Source organism: Xanthobacter oligotrophicus (genome assembly GCF_008364685.1).
In the GTDB taxonomy this organism is placed as follows: Bacteria; Pseudomonadota; Alphaproteobacteria; order Rhizobiales; family Xanthobacteraceae; genus Xanthobacter; species Xanthobacter oligotrophicus.
Window position 1 is genome coordinate 82,790 of sequence record NZ_VTTL01000012.1, and the last position, 20,410, is coordinate 103,199.

Annotated in this window: 18 protein-coding genes; 9 read left to right on the top strand and 9 right to left on the bottom strand. The window is 68.4% G+C overall.

All coding sequences use genetic code 11. The features are described 5' to 3' along the window. Positions 1-117 precede the first annotated feature (117 nt). From FZ033_RS19665 to FZ033_RS19675, 3 genes are all read right to left on the bottom strand, one after another. Positions 118-1,341 carry an acyl-CoA dehydrogenase family protein gene (locus FZ033_RS19665; RefSeq protein WP_149577760.1) on the bottom strand — a complete coding sequence of 408 codons (1,224 nt, stop codon included), beginning with the start codon at positions 1,339-1,341 and terminating at the stop codon, positions 118-120. 61 nt (positions 1,342-1,402) lie between these two features. Further along, on the bottom strand, positions 1,403-1,747 hold the full coding sequence (locus tag FZ033_RS19670; RefSeq protein WP_149577761.1) for a DUF3088 domain-containing protein: 345 nt from the start codon (positions 1,745-1,747) through the stop codon (positions 1,403-1,405). Between the two features lie 123 nt (positions 1,748-1,870). Continuing rightward, complete coding sequence (locus FZ033_RS19675) at positions 1,871-2,842, bottom strand: TauD/TfdA dioxygenase family protein (protein ID WP_149577762.1); 972 nt, start codon at positions 2,840-2,842, stop codon at positions 1,871-1,873. A gap of 154 nt (positions 2,843-2,996) precedes the next feature. Here FZ033_RS19675 and FZ033_RS19680 point away from each other — a divergent pair, with 154 nt between their 5' ends. The 8 genes from FZ033_RS19680 to FZ033_RS19715 all read left to right on the top strand — a co-directional run bounded on the left by FZ033_RS19680 (position 2,997) and on the right by FZ033_RS19715 (position 11,807). Then, the gene (locus FZ033_RS19680; protein WP_149577763.1) at positions 2,997-4,622 is read left to right on the top strand and encodes an ABC transporter substrate-binding protein; all 1,626 of its coding nucleotides are present in this window, start codon (positions 2,997-2,999) and stop codon (positions 4,620-4,622) included. Between the two features lie 79 nt (positions 4,623-4,701). Beyond that, on the top strand, positions 4,702-5,688 hold the full coding sequence (locus tag FZ033_RS19685) for an ABC transporter permease (protein ID WP_149577764.1): 987 nt from the start codon (positions 4,702-4,704) through the stop codon (positions 5,686-5,688). Next, on the top strand, positions 5,688-6,698 hold the full coding sequence (locus FZ033_RS19690) for an ABC transporter permease (RefSeq protein ID WP_149577765.1): 1,011 nt from the start codon (positions 5,688-5,690) through the stop codon (positions 6,696-6,698). Before FZ033_RS19685 ends, FZ033_RS19690 begins: the two co-directional genes overlap by 1 nt. Position 6,699: 1 nt before the next feature. Continuing rightward, entirely contained in the window at positions 6,700-7,704 is a 1,005-nt protein-coding gene (locus tag FZ033_RS19695) for an ABC transporter ATP-binding protein (RefSeq protein ID WP_149577766.1), read from the top strand. After that, complete coding sequence (locus FZ033_RS19700; RefSeq protein ID WP_149577767.1) at positions 7,685-8,635, top strand: ABC transporter ATP-binding protein; 951 nt, start codon at positions 7,685-7,687, stop codon at positions 8,633-8,635. Before FZ033_RS19695 ends, FZ033_RS19700 begins: the two co-directional genes overlap by 20 nt. 23 nt (positions 8,636-8,658) lie before the next feature. Then, positions 8,659-9,762 carry an aldo/keto reductase gene (locus tag FZ033_RS19705; protein WP_149577768.1) on the top strand — a complete coding sequence of 368 codons (1,104 nt, stop codon included), beginning with the start codon at positions 8,659-8,661 and terminating at the stop codon, positions 9,760-9,762. Between the two features lie 223 nt (positions 9,763-9,985). Further along, positions 9,986-11,167, top strand: coding sequence for an LLM class flavin-dependent oxidoreductase (locus FZ033_RS19710; RefSeq protein ID WP_149577769.1), 1,182 nt, complete (start codon positions 9,986-9,988; stop codon positions 11,165-11,167). A gap of 37 nt (positions 11,168-11,204) precedes the next feature. Continuing rightward, positions 11,205-11,807: a nitroreductase family protein gene (locus FZ033_RS19715; RefSeq protein WP_149577770.1), complete on the top strand. Its 603-nt coding sequence runs from the start codon at positions 11,205-11,207 to the stop codon at positions 11,805-11,807. A 70-nt stretch (positions 11,808-11,877) separates the two neighbouring features. On the opposite strand, the gene FZ033_RS19720 is transcribed toward FZ033_RS19715, so the two are convergent. After that, positions 11,878-13,098 (bottom strand): YeeE/YedE family protein, encoded by a 1,221-nt coding sequence (locus FZ033_RS19720; RefSeq protein WP_210247924.1) that lies wholly within the window; start codon positions 13,096-13,098, stop codon positions 11,878-11,880. An 86-nt stretch (positions 13,099-13,184) separates the two neighbouring features. Then, positions 13,185-14,150 (bottom strand): sulfurtransferase, encoded by a 966-nt coding sequence (locus tag FZ033_RS19725; RefSeq protein ID WP_149577772.1) that lies wholly within the window; start codon positions 14,148-14,150, stop codon positions 13,185-13,187. Between the two features lie 310 nt (positions 14,151-14,460). On the opposite strand from FZ033_RS19725, the gene FZ033_RS19730 reads away from it, so the two are divergent. Then, positions 14,461-15,819 (top strand): LLM class flavin-dependent oxidoreductase, encoded by a 1,359-nt coding sequence (locus tag FZ033_RS19730; protein WP_149577773.1) that lies wholly within the window; start codon positions 14,461-14,463, stop codon positions 15,817-15,819. 158 nt (positions 15,820-15,977) lie between these two features. On the opposite strand, the gene FZ033_RS19735 is transcribed toward FZ033_RS19730, so the two are convergent. The 4 genes from FZ033_RS19735 to FZ033_RS19750 all read right to left on the bottom strand — a co-directional run bounded on the left by FZ033_RS19735 (position 15,978) and on the right by FZ033_RS19750 (position 20,258). Further along, on the bottom strand, positions 15,978-17,099 hold the full coding sequence (locus FZ033_RS19735; protein WP_149577774.1) for an ABC transporter substrate-binding protein: 1,122 nt from the start codon (positions 17,097-17,099) through the stop codon (positions 15,978-15,980). Positions 17,100-17,255: 156 nt separating this feature from the next. Beyond that, positions 17,256-18,068 carry an ABC transporter ATP-binding protein gene (locus tag FZ033_RS19740; RefSeq protein ID WP_408068500.1) on the bottom strand — a complete coding sequence of 271 codons (813 nt, stop codon included), beginning with the start codon at positions 18,066-18,068 and terminating at the stop codon, positions 17,256-17,258. Beyond that, entirely contained in the window at positions 18,068-19,108 is a 1,041-nt protein-coding gene (locus FZ033_RS19745) for an ABC transporter permease (RefSeq protein WP_149577776.1), read from the bottom strand. Before FZ033_RS19745 ends, FZ033_RS19740 begins: the two co-directional genes overlap by 1 nt. Positions 19,109-19,118: 10 nt before the next feature. Next, on the bottom strand, positions 19,119-20,258 hold the full coding sequence (locus FZ033_RS19750) for an ABC transporter substrate-binding protein (RefSeq protein ID WP_149577777.1): 1,140 nt from the start codon (positions 20,256-20,258) through the stop codon (positions 19,119-19,121). Between the last annotated feature and the right edge of the window lie 152 nt (positions 20,259-20,410).

The following is a 20,410-nucleotide window of genomic DNA, read 5'->3' on the forward strand; positions in this document are numbered from 1 at the left end:
TGCTCCAGAGCACGCGCCGATCTGCCTGCATTGGCGGGCAGAAACGGAAAACGCGTTCTCCTGTCTGACGGAGAGAGGATGAGAAGGTTTGGGACAGGCGCGGCGGCGCCGTTCCGCTCAGGGCGTGCCGATGCGGTAGGGGCCGGGCGGCCAAGTGCCGTTCACGGCGAAGTCGCCGACGATGCGCTCGCGGTAGATGCGCGGATTGTGGGAGGACAAGGTGCGCGCGTTGCGCCAGTGCCGGTCGAGGCCGACGCCGCGCTTCGCCGCCGAGGCGCCCAGCGCGTCGAACAGCAAGGTCGTCGCGTCGAGGATGAGGGAGGTGACCACGGTCACGCCCTGGTTCACCTCCAGGTCCGCCACGGCGACGGAGAGATCCTGGGTTTCGGCGGCCTGGGTGTCACGGGCCTCAAAGACCCGCTGGAGCGCCTCGGCGGCCTTCAGCACGGTGGCGCCGGCGCCATAGGCGTTGGCCCGCACCTTGCCCACCACCTGGAGGATCTGCGGATCGGCCCCGACGCGGTCGGCATTGCCGTGGCTGAACACCCGCTTGCGCGCGCTGACGAGCTGGGCCACGTCCGCCGCCGCCGCGCGGCCGATGCCGGCGAGCGTCGCCAGATGCACCAGCTGGTAGAAGGCGACCGAATAGCGGAAGCGCTTGCGCTGCGGATTGACGAGGTCGTCGGAGATGGTGACGCCGTCGAACTTGGCCGTGCCGGAGGCGGTGAGCTGCTGGCCGAACCCGTCCCAGTCATCGACGATGGTCACGCCCGGCGCGTCGGTGGGCACCTGCACCAGGATGAACTCGCCGTTCTCGTCATCGGCGCCGAGATTGATCCAGTCGGCGAAGAGGGAGCCGGTGGTGTAGTATTTCTCGCCGTCGATGCGCCATTTGTCGCCGTCGCGCACCACGCGGGTGGAGAAATGGCCGACCTTGGTGTCGCCGGCCTCCGAGAAGCCGCTGCCCGAGGTCTGCCTGGCGGCGATGCGCTTCACCCAGCGGTCGCGATAATCCTTGGAGGGGGAGTTCAGAACTTCCTCGGTGAAGCCGAAATGGGCCCGCAGCGCATTGGTCACGTTGGGGTCGGCGGCCGAGAGCTCGATCAGCAGGTTGAACAGCTCCGGCAGGCTGGCGCCGAAGCCGCCCTCGTCCTGCGGCAGGCGCAGGGTGGTGAAGCCAGCATCCTTGAGCCAGGAAATCTCCTCGCGCGGGAGGCGGTGCGCCAGTTCGCGCTCCACGGCGCTCTCGCGGATGCGGCGAAAGACGGGCCGGAAACGGTGTGCCAGCTCTTCGTAGCGGGCGGTGGGGCCGGCGCCCCAGGCGTCGTCGATCTGGGTCATGACTTCGTCCTCATGATCGGGTCCTTTTGCAATCGGTCCCGCCGGGCGGGGCGGATGGCGTTCAATGGGGAAAGGGCACGCCGTGGCGCGCGGCGATGAGTTGCAGGATGCGGCGGGTGTCGGTCACGAACCGCTGCGCCCCGTGGGTGAGCGCATCGTCGGGCGCGGGCGCCGTGTCGCCGAGGATGAGCACCGGCAGGCTCTGGTTCTCTTCGCCCAGCACCGCGATGACCGGCACGCGGGGGCGGGCGAACGGCACCCGCACCACCTCGATCCGTTCGGCAAGGCCGGGGTTGGAGGCGAGCACGCCTTCCACCTGGTTGCAGTCCGGGCAGAAGAAGGTGCGCCCGGGAGAGGCGGGGTCCTCAAATCCCGGGGCGATGAGAAACAGACGGTCACGGCTCATGGATGGGGGCTCGGAGACAGGGGCTTAAGGGCAAGGACTGAAAGGGGGCGACTTGGAAACAAGGGGGCGGGCCTGCGCGGTGGCGCAGGCCCGTCAAGGCGGGAGAAAGGGCGAGTGGCGCGCTCAGGCGGTCCCGGCCGAGAACGCCTCGATGGGCTCGCCCTCGATGATGGTGGAGGGCCGCCCGTCCACGCCCACCGGCACGTCGCCCTTGAGGGTGATGCGGTAGAGCTGGCGGTCGAAATCGAGGGCGTAGATGTCGCGCGGGGCGAGGTGGGCGGTGGTGCGATTGTCCCAGAAGGCGATGGAGCCCGGCTGCCAGCGGAACCGCACCGTGTATTCCGGCCGAGTGATGTGCTCGAACAGCAATTCCAGGATCTGCTGGCTCTCGCGCGGGGTGAGGCCGGTGACGCGCTTGAGGAACGACGGGCTGACGAACAGCACCCGCTCGCCGGTCTCGGGGATGACGCGCACCAGGGGATGCTCGCTCACCAGCGGCCGCCGCTTGTTCTTCTCCCTGAAGTCCTCGGTCGCGCCCTGGCCCTCGGGCGCCGTGAAGGCATGGACGCCGCGCAGGGTGTCCACGAAGCCGCGAAGCGGGGCGGACAGGCCCTCGTAGGCCACGGCGAGATTGGTCCAGAAGGTGTCGCCGCCGTAGGGCGGAATGACATCGCCCCGCAGGATGGAGGCGGCCGGCGGATTGACCGCGGCGGTCACGTCCGTGTGCCATCCGGTCCAGGGCCGGATGAGGGGCTCGCCCACATGGCGCGTCGCGAAGCGGTCGCGGCCGACGGAATAGACCTCGGGATGCCCGTCCACGAAGCCGAACACCGGATGACCGATGGTGGGCGCGCCAAAGGCCCGGGCCAGCGCCACATGCTGGGCATGGGTGAGGGGCTGGTCGCGGAAGAACACCACCTTCCACTTGAGAAGCGCGGCGCGGATCTCGTCCACCACCTCGGGCGCGAGCGGGCGTGAGAGGTCGCCTGCCTCGATCTCCGCGCCGATATGGCCGGTGAGCGGATGGATGGCGATATGCCGGGGCGGGGCGTTTGACGCCGGATCCGTGGCGAGGGCGGAAGCCGCGCTGCTCATATATTGTCCTTTCGTCTGCGCATCCGGGACCGGGCTGGGGCATGACCCGTCGGTTCACTAATCTACTTAATGCATCGATTTTATATAAAATCAATTGACGAAATGGGCGCTCCCCCTATCGTTGCCTCGAACCTGTCGCGATGGAGACCCGGGCATGCCCCTGCACACGCCTCACCTGAAATCTCCCGCGCGCACCCGAACGGCCCGGCGGACGTTCGCCGCTGCCCTGTGCGTGGCGCTGCTTTTGGGTGCCGGCGGCGGGGCTTCGCTGGCGGGGGAGCCGGTGCGCGGCGGGGTGCTGCGCTTCCTGGTGGAGCACGAGCCTTCGACCCTGGTCTCCATTGCCCACACGGCCGGGCCGACGCAGCGGGTGTCGCCCAAGGTGACGGAGGGGCTCCTCGCCTACGACCTCGATTTCAACCCCAGGCCGGCGCTTGCCACCCAATGGAGCGTGAGCCCGCACGGGCTGGTCTACACCTTCACCTTGCGCGACGGTGTGAAGTGGCATGACGGCAAGGATTTCACGTCCGAAGACGTGGCCTATTCCATCAAGCTGCTGAAGGAGAACCATCCGCGCGGCCGCGGCACCTTCGCGGCCGTGACGGCCGTGGACACGCCCGACCCGCGCACGGCCATCATCCGCCTGTCGAAGCCCGCGCCCTATCTTCTCACCGCGCTGGATGCGAGCGAATCGCCCATCGTCGCCAAGCACGTCTATGAGGGCACCGACCCGCTCACCAACAAGAACGCCTCCGCGCCCATCGGAACCGGCCCCTTCGTCTTCAAGGAATGGGTGAAGGGCAGCCACGTCATCCTGGAGCGCAATCCGGACTACTGGGACAAGGGCAAGCCCTATCTCGACCGGGTGGTCATCCGCTTCATCGCCGACCAGAGCGCCCGCTCGGCGGCGTTCGAGACCGGCGAGCTGGACCTCGCCGGCGGCCCGCCGGTGCCGCGCTCGGACCTGGCGCGGGTGCAGGCGCTGCCGAGCATCGGTTCGGAAACGCGCGGCTACGAATACAACGGCAACATGACGCAGCTCTATTTCAACTTCGATACCCCGCAGTTGAAAGACAAGCGCGTGCGCCTCGCCATCGCCCATGCCATCGACCTCAGCCGGCTGCTGGAGGTGGTCTATTTCGGCTACGGCACCATCGCGCCCTCGCCGGTGGGGCCGGACCTGAAGAAATTCGTCAATCCCGCCATCGAGCCCTATGGCTTCGACCTGAAGGCCGCCAACCGCCTGCTCGACGAGGCCGGCTATCCGCGCAAGGCCGATGGCACGCGCTTTCCCCTGCGGCTCTATGCCAATCCGTTCAACGGCCGGGACTCGGGCGACTTCGTGAAGCAGGCCCTGGCCAAGGTCGGCATTCCGGTGGATTTCCAGTTCTTCGATTTTTCCACCTACATCCAGAAGGCCTATACCGGCCGCGAATTCGACCTCACCCTTGAATCCCTGTCGAATACCTTTGATCCCACGCCCGGGGTACAGCGCATCTTCTGGTCGAAGAATTTCAAGGTCGGCCTGCCCTTCTCCAACGCCTCCCACTACGACAACCCGCAGGTGGACGCGCTCCTGGAGGCGGCGGCCGTGGAGAGCGATCCGGCCAAGCGACGCCAGCTCTGGTTCACCTTCCAGCAGGCCATCTACGATGACGTGGCGGCGGTGCATCTCATCGCGCCACAGGGCGTCACCTTGTTCAACAAGAAGGTGAAGAACCACACCCTCGGCGTCACCGGGCCGAATGCCAGCTTCGCCGACGTCTACATCGAGAAGTGACCATGCGCGGCGAAGTCCTTTTCCGGCGTCGGCCGATGATCACCGTCTTCTTCACCTTCAAGATGTGCGACAGGCGGCCATGAGGAGCCTGCCGCGCATCCTGAAAGCCCTGCGCCGCACGGCGGTGCAGGCGGTGCCGACCATCATCGGCATCGTCATCCTCAATTTCTTCCTGCTGCGTCTGACCCCCGGCGACGCCGCCGACGTGCTCGCGGGGGAAGCGGGGGCGGCTACGGTGGAGACGCTGGCGGCGCTGAAGGCCAAGTTCGGCTTCGATTTGCCGGCGCTCCAGCAGCTCGTCGCCTACCTGAACAACCTCGCCCATTTCAGCCTCGGCGTCTCGCCGCGCTACAACCAGCCGGTGTCGGACCTCATCGCCGCGCGCCTGCCCAATACATTGAGCCTCATGGGACTGGCCCTGGGATTTGCGCTGGTCATCGGCATCACCTTCGGCGCGGTGATGGCAAGCTTCGTCGGCCGCGTTCCGGACAAGGTGCTGAGCGTGCTCTCGCTGTTGTTCTATTCCATCCCGAGCTTCTGGATCGGGCTCATGCTCATCGTATTGTTCTCGGTGAAGCTGGGCTGGCTGCCCAGCGGCGGGGCGGAGAGCATCGGCGCCAGCCTCACCGGGTGGGAGGCGATCCTCGACCGCGTCCGCCACCAGGTGCTGCCCGCCATCTCGCTGGCGCTGTTCTATGTGGCCATCTATGCCCGGCTGACCCGTGGCGACATGCTGGAGGTGAAGGCGCAGGACCATGTGCGCACCGCCCGCGCCAAGGGGCTGTCGCCCTTCGCCGTCACAAGGGGCCATGTGCTGCGCAACGCGCTCATCCCCGTCACCACCATGGCCGGCATCCACCTCGCCGGCCTCATGGGCGGGGCCGTGGTGGTGGAGACGGTCTATAGCTGGCCGGGCCTCGGCCGCCTCGCCTACGAGGCGGTGATGGGGCGCGACTTCAACGTGCTGCTGGGCATCCTGCTGTTGTCGTCGCTGCTGGTGGTGGTCACCAACGCGCTGATCGACATTCTTCAGGCGTGGCTCGACCCGCGCATCGAGGTGCGCTGATGCACGGCACCGACACCTTCGCCTCCGCCTCCGCCTCCGCCCGGCTGCCCGCCCGCGCCGATGGCGCGGCGTCGCCGCCCGTCGCGGCCGAAGCCGAGCCCTGGCCCAACGTCCATGCCCCCGATGCCGCCCGCGTGGCGACGCAGGAGGTGCAGAAGCTGGCACCGGCCGGCGGGCGGCGGGCGCTCGGGGCGTTTCTCGCCAATCCCACGGCGGTTGCGGGGCTGCTCATCCTCACCATCGTCATCGCGGCGGCGCTGCTCGCCCCGGTCCTTTTTCCCGATGACCCGCTGGACATGGCGGGGCGCCCGTTGCAATGGCCGGGGCAGAACCCGCGCTTTCCGCTGGGTACCGACGCGCTCGGTCGTGACGTGCTCGCCGGCCTCGTGCAAGGGGCGCAGGTGAGCCTTCTGGTGGGGGCGGCGGCGACGCTGGTGGGCCTCCTCGCCGGCATTCTCGTGGGTGCGACGGCAGGCTATTTCGGCGGATGGGTGGACGATGTGCTGGTGAAGATCATCGAGATCTTCCAGACCGTGCCGGGCTTCATCCTGCTCATCGTGCTGGTGGCCATCGCCCAGCCGTCCGTACCGGCCATCACGCTGGCCATCGGGGCGGTGTCGTGGCCGCAGGTGGCGCGGCTGGTGCGCGCCCAGTTCCGCGCGCTGAAGGAGAAGGAATTCGTCGCGGCGGCGCGGGCGCTCGGCTACGGCCACGGCCGCATCATCTTCCGCGAGATCCTGCCCAATGCACTGCCGCCGGTCATCGTGCTCGCCTCGGTGACGGTGGCCACCGCCATCCTCATGGAGAGCGCGCTCTCCTTCATGGGCCTCGGCGATCCCAACGTGGTGAGCTGGGGCTCCATGATCGGCACCGGGCGCGACATGCTGCGCACCGCCTGGTACCTGTCCGCCGTGCCTGGCCTTGCCATCGTCTTCACCGTGCTTGCGCTGAACCTGATCGGCGATGGCCTCACCGACGCGCTCAATCCGCGCCTGTCCGGGGAGGCCTGAGATGGCGCTGCTCGACGTGGTCGGCCTTACCATCGCGTTTCCCCGCGCCACCCCGGTGCGCGGCCTGTCGCTCAGCGTGGAGGCGGGCGAGACGGTGGCGCTGGTGGGCGAGAGCGGCTCCGGCAAATCGCTCACCGCCCTGGCGCTGCTGCGGCTTCTGCCCGAGCGGGCGCGCATCGCCGCCGGCGAGATCCGCTTCAACGGCCGCGACCTCGCAAGGCTCGACGACCGCGACCTGCGGCAGGTGCGGGGGCGGGACATGGCCATGGTGTTCCAGGAGCCCATGACCTCGCTCAATCCGGTGCTGTCGGTGGGCGACCAGATCATCGAGGTGGTGCGCCTGCATCAGGGCCTGTCGCGCCGCGCGGCCCGCGCCCGCGCCGTGGAACTCCTCGACCTCGTGCGCATCCCCGAGCCGCAGCGGCGGGTGGACGAATATCCCCACGAATTGTCCGGCGGCATCCGCCAGCGGGTGATGATCGCCATCGCGGTGGCCTGCTCGCCGCGCCTGCTGATTGCCGACGAGCCGACCACGGCGCTGGACGTGACCATCCAGGCTCAGGTGCTCGACCTGCTGGACGCGCTGCGCCGCGACCTGTCCATGGGGCTGCTGCTGATCACCCACGACCTCGGCGTGGTGGCCGAATGGGCCGACCGGGTGGTGGTGATGTATGCCGGCCGCAAGGTGGAAGAGGCACCCTACGAGACCTTGTTCGGCACGCCGCTCCACCCCTACACCAACGGCCTGCTGGAAGCCTCGCCTCGCCTTGATGCCGGCCAGCATTATTCGGCCGGGCCGCTGGCCGAGATCCGCGGCTCCATCGGATCGGCACTCACCGAGCCGGGCTGTGCCTTCGCGCCGCGCTGCACCCTCGCCCGCGCCGCCTGCCGCAGCGCCGAGCCGGAGACCGAGGCAGTCGCGCCCGGCCATCTGGTGGCCTGCCCGGTGGCCACGGCTGCGGCCTTCAATCTGAAGGAGGCTGGCCATGTCGCTGCTGTCGGTTGAGGAACTCCATGTGGGCTACACCGCCGGCGGCAGCGTGCTGCGCGCGGTGGACGGGGTCTCCTTCACCGTGGAGGCGGGGGAGACGGTCGGCCTCGTGGGCGAGAGCGGCTGCGGCAAGTCCACCCTCGCCAAGGTGCTGCTGCGCCTTGTGGATCCCAGCGCCGGCCGCGTCGTGTTCGACGGCACCGACGTGGGCGGCCTGAAGGGCGCGCCGCTCAAAGCCTATCGCCGCCAGGCCCAGATGGTGTTCCAGGACCCGTTCGCCTCCCTGAATCCGCGCCATACGGTGGGCGAGATCCTGAGAGGCCCGCTGGACGTGCACGGCATCGGCGCACGCCAGGAGCGGGAGGCGGCGGCCGGCGCCGCGCTGGAGCGGGTGGGCCTGCCACGGGAGGCGCTGCGGCGCTATCCGCATGAATTCTCCGGAGGGCAGCGCCAGCGCCTCGGCATCGCCCGCGCGCTGATCCTTTCGCCGCGCCTCGTCATCTGCGACGAGCCGGTCTCGGCCCTCGACCTGTCCATCCAGGCGCAGATCCTCAACCTCTTGTCGCGGATGAAGGCGGACCTGGGGCTCTCCTACCTCTTCATCTCCCACGACCTGTCGGTGGTGCGCTATTTCGCCGACCGGGTGCTGGTGATGTATCTCGGCCGCATCGTGGAAAGCGGGTCGTGGCAGGCCATCTTCAACCGGCCGCTCCATCCCTACACCCGCGCCCTCATGGAGGCGGTGCCCACCCCCGGCCGGCGCCGCCATGCGGCCCCGCTCTCCGGCGATTTGCCCAGCGCGCGCAACGTGCCGTCCGGCTGCCGCTTCCACCCGCGTTGCCCGCTCTCCACGCCCATCTGCACCGAGGCCGATCCGGTCCTGCGCCCCGCCGGCGCGGGCCAGCGGGTGGCCTGCCATCACGCACCGGATGGTGTTCTCCAATAGACCGTTTCAACAGGACCAAACTCATGACCGAATACCGCTATCTCGGCAAAAGCGGCCTCAAGGTGCCGAAACTGGCGCTGGGCACCATGATGTTCGGCGGTGCCACCGACGAGGCCACCTCCCATCGCATCATCCGCAAGGCCAAGGACCAGGGCTTCACCTTCATCGACACGGCGGACGCCTACCAGCAGGGCAGGACCGAGGAGGTGGTGGGCCGCGCCATCACCACCGACCGCGACGACTTCGTGCTGGCCACCAAGTTCGCTAATCCCGTTGGCGAGGGGCCGAACCGCTCCGGCATCTCGCGCAAATGGGTGATCGAGGCGGTAGAGGGCAGCCTGCGTCGGCTCGGCACCGACTATATCGACATCCTCTATTTCCACCGCGCCATTTTCGACGCGCCGCTGGGCGAGGCGGTGCGGGCGGTGGCGGACCTCATCCGCGCCGGCAAGCTGCGCTATTTCGCGCTCTCCAATTTCCGTGGCTGGCGCATCGCCGAGGTGGCGCATCTGGCCGACCAGCTCGGCATCGACCGGCCCATCGCCAGCCAGCCCCTCTACAACATCGTCGACCGCACGGCGGAGGTGGAGCAACTGCCCGCCGCTCATCATTACGGCCTCGGCGTCGTCACCTACTCGCCGCTGGCGCGGGGCGTGCTCACGGGCAAATACGTGCCCGGCACCGCGCCCGCTCCCGACAGCCGCGCGGGCCGGGCCGACCGGCGCATCCTGGAGACCGAATGGCGGCCGGAATCCCTTGCCATCGCCGAAAAGATTGCCCGCCATGCGCAGGCGCGGGGCATCACGCCCACCACCTTCGCCCTGTCCTGGGTGCTCAACAATACGCTGGTGAGCGCCGCTATCGCGGGGCCGCGCACGGAAGAGCAGTGGGACAGTTACGTGGCCGCCCTCGACTACGCCTTCACGGCAGAGGACGAGGCGCTGGTGGACGCTTTGGTGGTGGAAGGCCACGCCTCGACCCCCGGCTACAACGATCCCAGCCACCCGGTGGAAGGCCGCGTACCACTGACCGGCGGCGGCGGTGCGGCCGGCCGGGTCGCTGCGCGGGCACAGGCGCGGGTGGCAGGGCTGCGGCCGGTGGAGACCGTCACCGCCAAGGCGGGCTGAACAGGGCGGCCTTGGCGCAAGCCGGCGTGCGTCGCCCCTTCATCGCAGGCGCGGCGACCATCGAATTCCGATCGCGGGAATGCCGGTCTCCGGTGGACTCGCGGTCCGATCCCTCCCCTGGTCGCTCGGGGGAGGGATCGGAACCCTCTGCGAGCCGGCCGCCGCGGGCGGTCGGCTCTGACCCTCGATGGCCCGGTGCCATTCCTCTGTCCGGAGTTCCGCCATGTCCAATGCCGGTTCCACCGCCGTCCGCCAGAATATCGGCCCCGTTGCCCGCGGACCGCTGGATTTTCCCGACAGCCCGCTGTCGCGCTCGGCCCGGCAGCCGCTGATGCTGGGCCTGTTCCTGAATTTGCAGGACATCCATTTCTCGGACCACCCCACCACCAACAGCTGGACCTACGACTACAACGCCGCCCTGGTGCAGAAGGCCGATGCGCTGGGCTTCGACATCGCCTTCTCGCGCACCCAGTGGCTGCCCAAGGGCGGCTATGACGGGGAGGCCTCGCTGGACAGCTTCGTGGCGCTGGGGGCCATGGCGGCAACCACGAAGAACATCCTGCTCATCTCCACCCTGCATGTGCTCTACGGGCCGTGGCATCCGCTGCACATCGCCAAGATCGGCGCCACCTTCGACCACATCTCCAAGGGGCGCTGGGGCATCAACATCGTCACCGGCCACCGCGCCATCGAGCACGAGATGTTCGGCTGGAACCGCATCGACCACGACCGGCGCTACGAGATGACGGCGGAGCTGTTCGAGGTCCTGCAGCGGCTGTGGACCGACACGGAGAACTATTCCCACGAGGGCCGGCTCAATCCGTGGAAGGTGGTGAACGGCTACATCACGCCGAAGCCGAACTACGGGCGGCCCATCCTCGTCACCGCCACGGGTTCGGAGGCCGGGATCGATTTCGCCGCGGGCCATTCGGACCTGCTGTTCATCACCTCGCCGGGCGGGGCGCACATCGACAGCGCGCTGGAGACGCTGCCCGCCCACATCGCCGCCATCAAGGCCCGCGCCCGTGCGAAGGGGCGGGAGGTGAAGACCATCATCAACCCCGTGGTGGTGAGCCGCGACACGGAGGACGAGGCCCACGCCTATGCCCGCGCCATCGCGGCGGGTGTTCCCGCGCCGACCCACACCTCCTTCGGCCATCGCGGCTATGACAGCGATGCGCAGGCCTGGAAGGGCCGCAATGACTCGAAGCACAAGCAGGGCCTCGGCCTCGGCGGCAATATCGAGATCATCGGCACGCCCGAGCAGGTGGTGGAGCAACTCGCCGCACTGAAGGCGGCAGGCATCGACGGGGTCCAGTTCAACTTCTATGATTTTGCTCCTGACTTCGATCATTTCGCCGAAACCACTCTGCCGCTGCTGAAGCAGGCGGGCCTGAGGCTTTGACCCGAATTTTTTCATCCCCTCCGAGGAGACCCAAGCCATGACCATTGCCGTCAATCCGCGCCAGGCCGAGCACCCCGTCGACCCCATCTTCGTGGAGCGCTGGTCGCCCCGCGCCTTCACCGGCGAGGAGATTTCGCAGGCCGATCTGGATTCCCTGTTCGAGGCGGCGCGCTGGGCGCCCTCCAGCTACAATTCCCAGCCGTGGCGCTTCCTTTATGGGCGGCGCGGCACGCCGGCCTTCGAGACGTTCCTCGGCCTGCTCAACCCCTACAACCAGCAATGGGCGAAGAACGCCGCGGTTATCATCATCGCCCTGTCGGCGCGCACCTTCGTGCGGCCGGGGACCACGGAGGTCCTGGTCTCGCGCAGCCATGGCTTCGATACCGGGGCGGCCTGGGCGAACCTTGCGCTCCAGGCCTCCAAGCTCGGCTGGCATGCCCATGGCATCGGCGGCTTCGACGTGGAGCGCACCCGCGTGGAGCTGAAGGTGCCCGACGATTATGAGGTGCAGGCCGCCATCGCCGTCGGCCGGCGCGGCGACAAGTCCATCCTGCCGGAGAGCTTCCATGGCGGCGAGACGCCCAACGGTCGCCGCCCTGTGAAGGAAACGGCCTTCGAGGGCGCCTTCCCCGCCGCCTGACGCCGGGCGCGGAACGCCAAGCGTTGAGCAAAAAGGGCGGGGCCGACAGTCATGTTGGCCCCGCATCCCATCACACCCGCACCAAGCGCCGGCGCAGGGGGAGGCCGGCGAGCATCCCTGCGAACGCTGCGGCGAGGAATACCCAGCCGGACAGGGCGCCGGCGTGGATGCCCGAGAGCAGCACGCCCACGGTGCAGCCGAGCGCCGTCATGGCACCCCAGCCCATCAACAGCCCGCCGCCGAGGCCGGCCACCACGTCCGAAAGGCGGGGCCGGCGCGGTGCGAAATCCCCTGACACCAGGGAGGACGCAAGGCTCGCGCCTATGAGACCGAGCACGAAGACGCCGTTCTTCGACAGGATCGCCGTCTTCACCGCCGTGGCGCAGCCGCGAAAGCCGTCGAGGCCGTAGAGGGTCGCGGGCAGGAGATCGAGCCGGTCGGCGGTGCTGCGGGCGAGGCTGCCGATTTCCGCCGTCACGCCCAGCGGCCCGATGCGCAGGTAGCTCGCCGCCGAGATGATGCCCACCACCGCCCCGCCCACCAGCGCCGGCCAGCGCGACACGAACACCGCCCGCGCCGCGCGTCTCACATCGAGCGGCGCGGCGGCGGAGGCGGGCAACGGCGTGCGGCGTCCTCGGTACAGCGCGAGGAGGGCGAGGGCGCCCAGCACCGCGAGGGAGAGGCCGAGGGTTCCCGCATAGCCCAGGTGATGGGGCAGCCACACCACCGGCGCCTCGGAGATCAGCGCGAGATAAAGCCGGTTCCAGCTGAGGAAGCCCAGCACGAAGCCGAGCCCCGTGCCGAGGAGGGCGAAGGGCGCGGTGGGGGAGCCTTCGCCCAGGCGATAGAGATGGGCCGAGATACACGAGCCCGACACCGCCATGCCGAGGCCGAACACGAAGGCGGCCAGCGCCAGAACCGAACTCACCGGCCCGATATGGGCATCGGGCGGCAGGCGCTCCGCCACCGGGACCGGCAGCCAGGATCCGATCACCAGCATGTAGCCGGCGATGCCGACGGCGAGCGCCAGCAGGATGGCGAGCACCCCGCGCGGGTCGCCGCCTTCGATGAGGTCGCGGGTGTGGCAGAAGAAGCAGAAGCGGGAGCGTTGCAGCACCACGCCGAACATCGCGCCCAGCGCCAGTGACAGGCCCAGCGTGCGGCTCGCCGGGTCCCCGCCGGACAGATTAAGGACCGCCCAGATCAGCACGAGGGCAAGGGCCAGCGCGGTGAGGAGGGAGATGGCGCGGGAAGGGGAGCGCAAAGTCGTGGCTGAAGTCGAGGTTGGCATGGCACGCGCCATCAAAAGAAAAGGGCGCGGGCAGTGCGCCCGCGCCAGTTGGCCACAGAGAGAACGAAAGGAAGCGGAAGGCTCGATTAGCGGCCCTGCCACACGGTTCCGGACAGGTTGGCGATGGGCACGCCCACCGAATTTCCGTATTCGGTCCACGAGCCGTCGTAATTCTTCACCTGATAGCCGAGGATGCGGGACAGCGCGTACCAGGTGTGGCTGGAGCGCTCGCCGATCCGGCAATAGACGATGATCGGCTTGGAGCCGTCCACGCCCGCGTCCGCATAGAGCTTCTTCAGCTCGTCCTTGGACTTGAACTTGCCGGTCTCCGGATCCACCGCCTTCGACCAGGTCACGTTCTTGGCTCCCGGCACATGGCCGGCGCGGATGGACAGTTCTTTCGAGCCTTCGGGGGCGAAGAGCTTGCCCGAGAACTCGTCCGGCGAGCGGATGTCCACCACGACGGTGCCGTTCTTGCCGTCGGCCGCGGCCAGCACGTCGGAGAGGCGGGCGCGCAGCTCCGTCTTCGGCCCGCTGAGGGTGAGGTCGGATACGGCGGGGGCGGGCGTCCTGGTGTCGAGGGGAAGCGCCAGCTTCTCCCAATACTTGCGGCCGCCGTCCAGCAGCTTCACTTGGTCGCCGAGGCCGTAGATGTCGAACACCCAGCCGCCCCAGGCGGCGAACCAGTTGTTGTTGTCGCCATAGAGCACGATGGTCGTGTCCTTGGTGACGCCGGCCTTCTCCAGCAGCGCCTCGAACTTCTCCTTAGAGACGATGTCGCGCTTCACCGTGTCCACGAGGTCGGTGTGCCAGTTGAGGTTCACCGCGCCGGGAATGTGCCCGCGCTCGTAGAGCCCGGGATCGACGCTGACCTCGAACACGCGAACCTTCGGATTGTCGAGGTTCTTGGAGAGCCATTCCGCCTCGACGAGGGGGCCCGGCGCGGGCGTTCCCTGCTGGGCCAAGGCTGCCGTGCTGAGGGCGGCCGTGCTCAGGGTGGCGACAACGATGCCTCGCGCCACGGCGCGGCGCAAAGAGGAAATGAACGTCATGGAGGATCCCTGCATGGTTCAGCGATGAGGGTGAAGCCCGTCCGCGTCTGATGGGGAAGGGAGTGCAGGGATGATGACGTAACGGCAGAATATATGTCAATTATTTTGATTGAATTTATCATCTATGTATTGCACCTTGCCGATCCGCTTCGGGTGCCGGAACCGGCGCCGTCGAATTGTCTTGGCAGCGCCGCTGGGCCCTGCACCTGCGGCGGGGGACCTCGCGCCCGTTCTCCAGCCTGACCGCCTTGTGGTGGACCTGCCTCGCCAGCCACGACCCGGAACGACCTCGCCTGAATGGAGGCGACACATGACAAAAGCCCGACAGATCAAGCTCGGCGCCTTCCTGATGACGGACGGCCACCACATCGCCGGCTGGCGCCACGAGCGCTCGCCCGCCAACGCGAATGTGCGCGTCGATCATTTCCTGCGCCTCGCCCGGATCGCTGAGGCCGCCAAGTTCGACGCGCTCTTCCTGTCCGACGCCCTCGGCGTGCGCGACACCAACCTGGATTCCGTGAGCCGCACCTCGCGCAACGTGGGTTTCGAGCCGCTCACGCTTTTGTCGGCGCTGTCAGTGGTGACGCACCATATCGGGTTGATCGGCACCGCTTCGACCAGCTTCAACGAGCCGTTCCACATCGCCCGCAAGTTCGCCTCCCTCGACCTCATGAGTGGCGGGCGCGCGGGCTGGAACCTCGTCACCTCCTCGGGCGAGGAGGAGGCGCGCAACTTCAACCTCGACCGCCACGTGCCCCACGCCGAGCGCTACGACCGCGCCCGCGAGTTTGTGGACGTGGTGAAGGGCCTTTGGAGCAGCTGGGAGGACGACGCCTTCATCCGCGACAAGGTGACGGGTGAGTTTTTCGACCCCGACAAGCTCCACGTGCTGAACCATCGCGGCAGGCACTTCAAGGTGACCGGGCCGCTCAACGTGGCGCGCTCGCCGCAGGGCCATCCGGTGATCGTCCAGGCGGGAGCCTCCGAGGACGGGCGGGACCTCGCCGGGGCGAGTGCCGAGGCCATCTTCTGCGCCCACCGCACGCTGGCGGAGGCCCGCGCCTTCTATGCCGACATCAAGGCGCGCGCGGTGAAGGCCGGTCGCGACCCGGACCATGTGAAGGTGATGCCCGGCGTGTTCCCGGTCATCGGCCGCACCGAGGCGGAAGCGCAGGAGAAGTTCGAAGAATTGCAGTCCCTCATCCACCCGGCGGTGGGGCTCCAGCTGTTGTCCACGGTGATGGGGGTCGGCGACCTGTCCGGCTACGACGTGGACGGGCCGCTGCCGGACCTGCCCGAGACCAACGGGCCGAAGAGCCGCCAGCAGCTGGTTCTCGACGCCGCCCGGCGCGACAATCTCACCATCCGCCAGCTCTATCTTTCCATCGCCGGGGCGCGCGGCCACTGGCAGGTGGTGGGAACCGCCGAGCAGATCGCCGACCAGCTGGAAGAGCGCTTCGTGAAGGAAGGGGCGGACGGCTTCAACATCATGGCGCCGCACCTGCCGGGCGGGCTCGAGGACTTCATCGAGCAGGTGGTGCCGCTGCTGCGCAAGCGCGGGCTGTTCCGCACGGAGTACGAGGGGACGACCCTGCGCGAGAACCTGGGCCTGCCTTTCCCCGAGCATCCTGCGAAGCTGCGGGAGCACGCGGCCGTGGCGGCCGAATAGGGGCGGGGCAGGGCCTGCATTGCCTTTGGTATGGGGAAACAAAAAGGGCCGGAGCGCGGCACGCTCCGGCCCTTTGCTTTTGTGGCGCTTGTCTTTCCTGCCGATCTTGCTCCGGCCCTGCTCCAGCCGCATGGGCGGAGCGGGACCGGCCACGTCCGTCAGCTCAGCACGTCCGCATAGACCTTCTCGGCGAAGCGCTGGGTGTTGGTGTTGGGCTTGAACACCTGCACCAGCTTCAGCTCGTCCGCATAGAGGGCGATCTGCTTGGTGAGGTCGCCGCCGATGGGGCTGTGGTGGTGATCCTGGCTCGTGAGCATGGCGACAAGGTCGTCCACCGAGCCCTTGCCGCCGTAGCCGGAGAAGACACGGGCCGCGAGCGCGGGGTCGACGCCCACCTGATGGGCGCCTTCCAGGATGGCGCGGGTGAGGGCCGCGGCCACCGGCCGCTCGTCGCGGATGAGGCTGCCCCGCACGCCGATGATGCAGCAGGTGCGGTCGGCGTATTTCTCCGAGAGGTTGGTGGCCAGCTCCACCAGCTTGCCCTTGGATTCCTTGATCCAGATCCAGGTGCGTGGATCGGCGTCGGCCAGGGCATGGGCCTCGCCCTTGTCGATGGCCAGCGGCAGCGCCTCCAGCGGATACTGGCGCCACTCCACGTCCTTGAACGGGTCGATGCCGTTCTGGGCGAGATAGATGGAGAAGAAGTTCTTGCCCGGGGAGGCCTGGTCCGAGACCGCGATGGTCTTGCCCTTGAGCGATGCGATGCTGGTGATGCCGGCTCCGGCATCGCCGAGCAGGCGCAGGCAGCCGCCGTGGACGCCGGCGGTGATCTTCACGTCGAAGCCCTGCTCCAGTGGCTTGAGCCAGCGCAGGGCCATGCCGATGCCCGCATCCGCCTTGCCGGTGGCAATGGCCTCCAGCAACTGCTCCGTGGAGCTGCCGAAATTCACGAACTCCACGTCGAGGCCGTGTTTTGCGAAGATGCCGGTTTCCTTCGCCACGGGGGCGGCGGCGGTGCAGATGGCGCTGGCGTTCCAGGCGAGCTTCAGCGGCCGCAGCGGGCCGGTGGGCGCGGCGCCGTCGGCGGCGGTGAGGCAGAGGGGAAACTGCGCGTCCACCGCTGCGCCGATGGGCGCCGGTGCACCGAGCAGATTGGCGGCGAGCACCCGTCCGCCCAGGCCGCCGAAGGCGGTGGCGGCGGCGCCGGCAAGGCCGTAGCGCAGGAATGTGCGACGGCCGGACCGGGCGTCGGCCGTGTCGTCGTTCCGGGATGTGGTCATGGTGGGAAGCTCCTGAAAGAACCGGGACTTGAAAAGGAATGGGGCGCTGGGCGATGGCCGGCCCGTTCGGGCTCTGGCCGTCCTGCGCATGCGGCCGGAACCGGGTTTCCCCGGTCCCGGCCGCATCGTTCGGGGGGAGGCGGGTGGTCCGCCCCGTCACCAGGTGGCGTCGAGCCCCAGCAGGCCGAGCAGATGGTGGCGCAGCTCGGCGAGGCGTGGGTCGCCGCGGTGGCGCGGGTAGGGTACGTCCACCTTCACATCTGCCTTGATGCGGGCAGGCCGATCGCTGAACACGATGACGCGCTCGGCGAGGAAGAGGGCTTCCTCCACGTCGTGGGTCACCAGCAGGGCGGTGAAGCGGGCGTCCTGCCACAGCTTCAGGATTTCCGCCTGCATGGTGATGCGGGTGAGCGAATCCAGCTTGCCCAAGGGTTCGTCGAGCAGCAGCAGACGCGGGTCGTTCACCAGCGCGCGGGCGAGCGCCACGCGCTGGGCCATGCCGCCGGAGAGCTGGCGCGGATAGGCGCTGGCGAAGTTCGCCAGCCCCACCAGCTCCAGCACGTCCTGGACCCGCCCCCTCAGCCGGCGCTGGAGGCCCCGGGCCTCGAGCCCGAGCGCCACGTTCGCCCCCACCGTGCGCCACGGATAGAGGGTGGGGTCCTGGAACACGAGGATGCGCGAGGGATCGGGATCGACGATCGCCGCGCCGTCTGCCGCCACCCGGCCTTCGGTCGGGTGATCAAGGCCGGCCACCAGCCGCAGCAGGGTGGACTTGCCGCAGCCCGAGGGGCCGAGCAGGGCGACGAACTCGCCCGGTGCGGCCTTGAAGCTCACCTGCCGCAGTACTGGCAGGGGCGCGCCCTCCAGGCTGAAGGCGTGGCTCACATTCTCCACGTCGAGGCGGATGCCGGGACCGCGGTCGATGGCAGTGTCGCTTGACGGCGCGCCGGTGGGGGAGAGGGCTTCGATCACCACCGCACCAGCTCCTTCTGCCAGGAGAGAAGATGGTCGCGGACCTTGAACAGCAAGGTGACGAGGCCCGAGCACATGAGCGCCATGACGATGAGGGCGGCATACATGTTGGCATAGGCGGCCCAGCCCTGCGCCCATTGCAGGTACCAGCCGAGCCCGGCCTTCACGCCCAGCATCTCCGCCACCACCAGCACCGCGAAGGAGGTGCCGAGGCCCATGAACAGGCCCACGAACACGTGGGGCAAAGCGGCGGGAATGGCCACCTTGAGCACCAGGAAGCGCTGGCTGGCGCCCAGCGTGCGGGCGATGTCGTAATAGTCCTTGTTCACGCTGGCGATGCCCGACCAGGTGAGGATGGTGACAGGAAAGCCTGTCGCCAGTGCCAGCAGGAACACGCTGGCGCTCCAGCTGGAGGGGAACAGGAAGAACGCCACCGGTAGCCACGCGGTGGCGGGGAGCGGGCCGATGAAGCGCAGCACCGGATGCGCCCAGTAGCCGGCGGTGCGCCACCAGCCGATGGCGACCCCGAGGGTGACGCCCACGGCGGCGCCGATGCCGTAGCCCCAGGCCAGCAGCTTCAGCGAAGCCACCGTGCTGAGGCCGAGCTTGGGCCAGTCGTCCAGATAGACCTCGATCAGGGACTGGGGAGGCACGAAGAACGGGCGGGGCAAGAGTTCGAGCTTGGCGGTCACCGCCTCCCAGGCGAACAGGCCGAGGGGCACCACGATCAGCCACGGTCCCCAATAGCGAAGTGCCTTGAGGTGCAGGCCGGCCACCGGGCCGGACAGGCTGAGGACGACGAGCAAGGCGCCGATGGCGGCAAGGCCTCCGGCGAAATACTGCGTGTAGGCGAAGTCGTCCGCGTCCGGCACGAACTGGCTGTAGGCGGCGGCCGCGAGCCAGGCTGCGCCGGCGATGAGGCCGGTGGCCCACACCGAGGGGCGGGCGGTGGTTCGCGATTTGCTCGGGCTTCTGGATTTGCTTGGGGCTACAGGCCCGGCATGGCTGCCGGCGGTCTCGACGAGCTGGTCGGTCATCTCATTCTCCTCAGCTCAGGACGTCCGCATAGACTTTTTCAGCGAAGCGCTGGGCGTTGGTTCCCGGCTTGAAGACCTGGACCACCTTCAGTTCCTCGGCGTAGGCTGCGATCTCCTCCTTCAGCGCGCCACCCACCGGACTGTGGTTGTGGGTGTGGCTCCTCAGCATGTTGGCGATGTCGTCCGTGGACCCCTTGCCGCCATAGGCGGCGAAGATCTCGGCCGCCCGCTTCGGGTCGCGATAGACCTCGTGGCCGCCTTCGAGGACGGCGCGTGTCAGGGCCGCCGCCACCGGGCGCTCGTTGCGGATGAGGCTGCCGCTGACACCGATGATGCAGCAGGAACGGGTGGCGTATTTCTCCGAGAGGTTGGAGGCGATCTCCACGTACTTGTCCTTGCCGTCCTTCAGGAACAGCCAGGTCAGCGGGTCCCAGTGGGCGATGGCCTGGGCTTCGCCCTTGTCCACTGCCAGGGTCAGGGCCTCGCCGGGATACTGGCGCCACTCCACTTCCTTGAAGGGGTCGATGCCGCGCTCGGCCAGATAGATGGAGAAGAAGTTCTTGGCCGGCCCCGCCTGATCGGCGATGGCGATGGTCTTGCCCTTGAGCGAGGCGATGTCCGTGACGCCGGCCGACGGCACGCCGAGCAGGCGCATGCAGCCGCCATGGACGCCGGCGGTGATCTTCACGTCGAAGCCCTGTTCCAGCGGCTTCAGCCAGCGCAGGGCCATGCCGAGCCCGGCTTCCGCCTTGCCGGTGGCCAGCGCCTCCAGCAGCATTTCGGTGGAGGCGCCGAAATTGACGAACTCCACGTCGAGGCCATGCTTCGCGAAGATACCCGTCTCCTTGGCGACCGGCGCGGCGGCGGTGCAGATGCCGGCGGAGGTCCAGGCGAGCTTCAGCGGCCGCAGCGGGCCGGTGGGCGCCGATCCGTCGGCTGCGGTCAGGCAGAGGGGAAACGCCGCGTCCACCGCGCCGCCCACCGGCGCCGGGGCGCTCAGCAGGTTCGCGGCCAGCACGCGCCCGCCGAGGCCGCCAATCACGCTCGCGGCACCGGCCGCAAGGCCGTAGCGAAGGAGGGTCCTGCGCGTCTGTCCGGGTGTCTTGTGGTCCGGCACGTCGGGCGTGCCGTCGTCGGAAAGAGTCGGCATGGCAATCCTCGGATCGGTTGCAAATTGAATATCATAAAATTTATCGATTTTATGGAAAAAGAGTCAACCCGCGGATCTGATGATGCGCCTTTTGCCGCGGCGGCTCGGCCCGCGCGGGGGGCTGGGGGAGGCCGCGTGGCTTGCGTGTGGCG